The sequence below is a fragment of the uncultured Bacteroides sp. genome (assembly GCF_949298305.1).
In the GTDB taxonomy this organism is placed as follows: domain Bacteria; phylum Bacteroidota; class Bacteroidia; order Bacteroidales; family Bacteroidaceae; genus Bacteroides.
In genome coordinates this window covers 1-5,175 of record NZ_CASFWU010000135.1, presented here as the reverse complement: position 1 = coordinate 5,175, position 5,175 = coordinate 1, and the positions used below count along the sequence as shown (strand labels likewise).

General features: G+C 51.9%; 3 protein-coding genes, 1 tRNA gene and 1 pseudogene. 4 read left to right on the top strand and 1 reads right to left on the bottom strand.

Translation table 11 applies throughout. The features are described from left to right. Positions 1 to 547: 547 nt before the first annotated feature. Positions 548 to 618, bottom strand: a tRNA-Gln gene (locus tag Q1Y74_RS13350). Between the two features lie 351 nt (positions 619 to 969). Here Q1Y74_RS13350 and rsfS point away from each other — a divergent pair. The 4 genes and pseudogenes from rsfS to Q1Y74_RS13330 form a co-directional block, all read left to right on the top strand. Further along, positions 970 to 1,329 carry a ribosome silencing factor gene (gene rsfS / locus Q1Y74_RS13345; protein ID WP_300814787.1) on the top strand — a complete coding sequence of 120 codons (360 nt, stop codon included), beginning with the start codon at positions 970 to 972 and terminating at the stop codon, positions 1,327 to 1,329. Positions 1,330 to 1,574: 245 nt separating this feature from the next. Further along, positions 1,575 to 3,623 (top strand): ATP-dependent zinc metalloprotease FtsH, encoded by a 2,049-nt coding sequence (ftsH, locus tag Q1Y74_RS13340; RefSeq protein WP_300814786.1) that lies wholly within the window; start codon positions 1,575 to 1,577, stop codon positions 3,621 to 3,623. Between the two features lie 67 nt (positions 3,624 to 3,690). After that, positions 3,691 to 4,530 carry a phosphatidate cytidylyltransferase gene (locus Q1Y74_RS13335; RefSeq protein ID WP_300814785.1) on the top strand — a complete coding sequence of 280 codons (840 nt, stop codon included), beginning with the start codon at positions 3,691 to 3,693 and terminating at the stop codon, positions 4,528 to 4,530. Positions 4,531 to 4,916: 386 nt separating this feature from the next. Next, positions 4,917 to 5,175: pseudogene (locus tag Q1Y74_RS13330) on the top strand (AAA family ATPase); the annotation flags it as partial.

The window sequence follows — 5,175 nt, the reverse complement described above, 5'->3', positions numbered from 1 at the left end:
TGACCACGCGCCACGCGACTCTACCAAATATACATGTAACAAAACAATTCGAAGGCCGCACAATCCGCCTTGCAGCCACAAACGAAACGGACAGCTCCCGCAAGTTTATTAACGGGGTGTAGTTAAGGAGTTAAGCCAATACCAGTGTGAAAAAGGATGCCGGCCATACACTTAAACTATCGGCTTTAACTCCCAAGCCCACCCCGGTGGAACCTCTCCCCCTTCGGGGGGGGGAGTTGGAGGGGGCTTCCTTTTAACTCCTTTAACTCCTGCAAGTTTGCCTTCGCCGATTTTCAATTCGGTAAAACCGAAACCTGAACCGTTTACCGTTCATAAAAGGTATCAGCCGAACTTCCTAACCGCCTAACTACCAGCAATCAATCCATGTGCCTCTGTCCCCTCTGTGCCATCCGTGTGCCAACCTTCGCCACAACGGACACAAAGTGACGCGGAGAGAAGCACCACCAAAACCAATGCGGGCCGCACCGGCCGGCATACAACGCCAAAAGAGGGAACACATCTTTCGACGTGCTCCCTCTTTTTGGTGTTGGGCTACCTGGATTCGAACCAGGAATGACAGGACCAGAATCTGTAGTGTTACCATTACACCATAGCCCAATAACGAATCTCTTTCCGTTTTGCGGTTGCAAAGATACGAAGAATTTGGGAACTGCAAACACTTTTCCTCTTTTTTTTGAGAAAAAACGAATATTTTTTTCTCAGAGCAGCCGCAAGCGCGCATTTTAGTGAAAAGACAGATGCTCATATACCTATTTTAGAGAAGAAGAATGACTAAAAAAAATCAAAAATTTAAAGTCTTTTCTCCTTTTGCGTGTTTGATAGAAGAAATCAACGTATATTTGCCATCTGTTTAACTAATTAAGTCCATAAAACCACCTTCCGCACCACAGGCAAACAAACGAGCGAAGCGGACGGCAGGAACGGACAAGCAACCATTAACTAAACATAATGAACGATACAAAAAAGCTGATTCAACAGATAACCGAAGGTATTCAAGACAAGAAAGGCAAGAAGATAGTCATTGCCGACCTCACTCAAATTGGCGATACGATATGCAATTATTTCGTCATTTGCCAAGGAAACTCCCCCAGCCAGGTGACCGCCATCACCGAATCCATCCGAGAATTTGCCCGTAAGGGTGCAAACGCCAAACCGTTTGCCGTAGACGGCCTGCGCAATGCCGAATGGGTGGCTATGGACTATTCGGACGTGCTGGTACATATCTTCCTGCCCGAAAGGCGGGAGTTCTATGACCTGGAACATCTCTGGGCCGATGCCCAACTTACTCAGGTTCCCGACATTGATTAATTACTCAAGTTTCGGTTTTACCGAATTGAAAATCGGCGAAGCCAAACTTGCAGGAGTTAAAGGAGTTAAAAGGAAGCCCCCTCCAACTCCCCCCGAAGGGGGAGAGGTTCCACCAATGTGGGCTTGGGAGTTAAAAGCCAATAGAAAAACAAACAGCTCACAATGTATCGGCTTAACTCCTTAACTTCTTAACTTCTTAACTACCAGAGAAATATTAAATCCGAAACTTAAGTTAATTATAGAATATGGAGAATAACAACAACAATAACGGCAACGGCCAAAAGCCCAACAAAGTAAACATGCCCAAGTTCAACCTGAACTGGCTGTACATGATGGTGGCGCTGGCACTTGCCATCCTGATTTTCACCAACGAGAACGGCGGCAACAGCCGGAACATCTCGTACGACGAATTCCAGCAATACGTCCGCAACGGATACATCAGCAAGGTCATCGGTTACGACGACAACACGGTGGAAGCCTACGTCAAGCCCCAGCACGTGGCTAACGTCTTTCAGGAAGACTCCAACCGCGTGGGCAAGAACCCGATTATCACTACCGAGGCCCCTTCGCGCGAAAGTCTGGGCGAATTCCTGCAAAAAGAGAAAGACGAGCAACGCTTTGACGGCTCCATCACCTACGAAAAGAAGCGCAACTATCTGGTGGCCTTCTTCTGGCAGGTGCTGCCCTTCGCGTTCCTGATAGGCTTCTGGATTTTCATGTCGCGCCGTCTGAGCGGCGGAAGCGGCATGGGAGGCGGCGGCATCTTCAGCGTAGGCAAGTCGAAAGCCCAACTGTTTGAAAAGGGTTCCACCCTGAAAATCACCTTCAAGGACGTGGCCGGCCTGGCCGAAGCCAAACAGGAGGTGGAAGAGATTGTAGAATTTCTGAAGCAACCCCAGAAATATACCGAACTGGGAGGCAAGATACCCAAGGGTGCCCTGCTGGTAGGCCCTCCGGGAACCGGTAAGACCCTGCTGGCCAAGGCTGTGGCCGGCGAAGCCAACGTGCCCTTCTTCTCGCTGGCGGGTTCGGACTTTGTGGAAATGTTTGTCGGCGTGGGTGCTTCGCGCGTCCGCGACCTCTTCCGCCAGGCCAAGGAGAAGGCTCCCTGCATCGTGTTCATCGACGAGATTGACGCCGTGGGCCGCGCGCGCGCCAAAGCAGCCGCCATGGGCGGAAACGACGAGCGCGAGAACACGCTGAACCAGCTGCTGACCGAGATGGACGGCTTCGGATCCAACAGCGGTGTCATCATTCTGGCTGCCACCAACCGGGTGGACGTACTGGACAAGGCTCTGCTGCGAGCCGGACGTTTCGACCGACAGATACACGTTGACCTGCCCGACCTGAACGAACGCAAGGAAGTATTCGGCGTACACCTGCGCCCCATCAAGATAGACGAAACGGTAGACATCGACCTGCTGGCCCGCCAGACACCGGGCTTCTCGGGTGCCGACATCGCCAATGTGTGCAACGAGGCTGCCCTGATAGCCGCCCGCCACGGCAAGAAGTTCGTAGGCAAACAGGATTTCCTGGATGCCGTAGACCGCATTGTGGGCGGTCTGGAGAAGAAGACCAAGATAACGACCGAGGCCGAACGCCGTTCCATCGCCATCCATGAAGCGGGACACGCCAGCATCTCCTGGCTGCTGGAGTATGCCAACCCGCTCATCAAGGTGACCATCGTGCCCCGCGGACGTGCCCTGGGCGCCGCCTGGTATCTGCCCGAAGAGCGCCAGATTACCACCAAGGAACAGATGCTGGACGAAATGTGTGCCACGCTGGGCGGCCGTGCCGCCGAAGACCTGTTCCTGGGCCGTATCTCCACCGGAGCCATGAACGACCTGGAGCGCGTCACCAAGCAGGCATACGGCATGATAGCCTACCTGGGCATGAGCGAAAAGCTGCCCAACCTGTGCTATTATAACAATGAGGAATACTCCTTCAACCGTCCGTACAGCGAAAAGACGGCCGAACTGATAGACGAAGAAGTGAAAACCCTGATCAACCAGCAGTATGAACGCGCCAAACAGATACTCTCCACCCACAAGGAGGGACACAACAAGCTGGCGCAACAGCTGATAGACAAGGAAGTCATCTTCGCAGAAGACGTGGAAGCCATCTTCGGCAAACGTCCCTGGGCATCCCGTTCCGAAGAAATCATCAACGCCAAACGTACCTCGGACGAGCTGAAGAGACTGGAAGAGAAAGAAGAGGAGAAGGCTGACGAAGCGGAAAAGGAAGTGAAGGAGGAAGGAAGCAAGGATACGCAGGCAACCGACAAGAAGAACTGAATCTAATCAAACAAGGGGGATTGCCAGCGCCACAAGCCGGCAATCCCCCATAATACAAGTAGAAACCGTGAAAAACAATTTCATCCAACGCACCGTAACAGGCATACTGTTCGTAGTCGTATTGGTGGGCTGCATCTGGTACAGCCCGCTCTCTTTCGGCATTTTGTTTACCATCATCAGTGCGCTGAGCGTACACGAGTTCGGACACCTGGTCAATCAAAGCGGCGAGGTCAGCGTCAACCGCACCATCACCGCCCTGGGCGGGGCCTATCTGTTCCTGGCCCTCATGGGATTCTGTACCCAAGCCGCCGACTCGCGCATCTTCCTCCCCTATCTGGGACTGCTTCTCTACCTGATGATTACGGAACTCTACCTGAAAAAGAAGAACCCGCTGGGCAACTGGGCCTGCTCCATGCTGAGCCAGCTCTACATTGCACTACCCTTTGCCCTGCTCAATGTACTGGCTTTCCACAACACGGCCGAGACGGCCTCCGTCACCTACAACCCCATCCTGCCGCTCTCCATCTTTGTGTTTATCTGGCTGAGCGACACGGGTGCCTATTGCGTAGGGTCGCTGATAGGCAAGCACCGCCTGTTTGAGCGCATCTCGCCCAAGAAGTCGTGGGAGGGCAGCATCGGCGGAGGCGTATTCTCCATTGCCTCCTCCTTCGTGTTTGCCCACTTCTGTCCCTTCCTGTCCGTCTGGCAGTGGGCCGGACTGGCATTGGTGGTAGTCGTATTCGGCACGTGGGGCGACCTGACCGAGTCGCTGCTGAAACGTCAGCTGGGCATCAAGGACTCGGGCAACATCCTGCCGGGACACGGCGGCATGCTGGACCGCTTTGACAGCGCCCTGATGGCTATTCCCGCCTCGGTGTTCTACCTCTATGTACTGACGCTGCTCTAATGGGCTGGCAAAATAGGAAAAGCATCATCCAAACGCTATCTCCAAGGGAACATTGTGAAGAAGTTCCAGACACAAGCATCTGCCTTAGAGGTTCTTCGCTGCGTTCCCTTAGATGACAAAATGTTAGCACTTCACAAATCCGAAGGAGAATAGTTGTGCTTAAAAACGTAACACAATCAGCAATGTGAATTGTCACTAATTCCCCACTTGGATATTCAGGAATGAATTTTAGCGTAGTGATGGTTTCAATTACACCACAGCCAAAAAGCGGAGAAATTCATAGCCGAATAGCGGCAAATATTTTAGCCAAAACAGGTAATTTTATTTAGCCATAGATGGTAATTCTGATATATAGTTTTATATTTGCCTTATAATCAGTAATAGGTATGAAGACATATAAACCGAGAATAGCGGATAAAGAGTTACAACGGAAACTGGCGGGTATCGGAGCCGTTTTGATTGAAGGACCTAAATGGTGTGGCAAGACCACAACCGCGGAGCAACAAGCGTCCACAATCATCTACATGGACGAGCCTTTGTACAAAGAACAGAATCTCCGTATGGCCGATATAAATCCCAAAGCGCTGTTGGTCGGGAAACGCCCCATATTGGTGGACGAATGGCAACTTGCTCCCAAATTGTGGG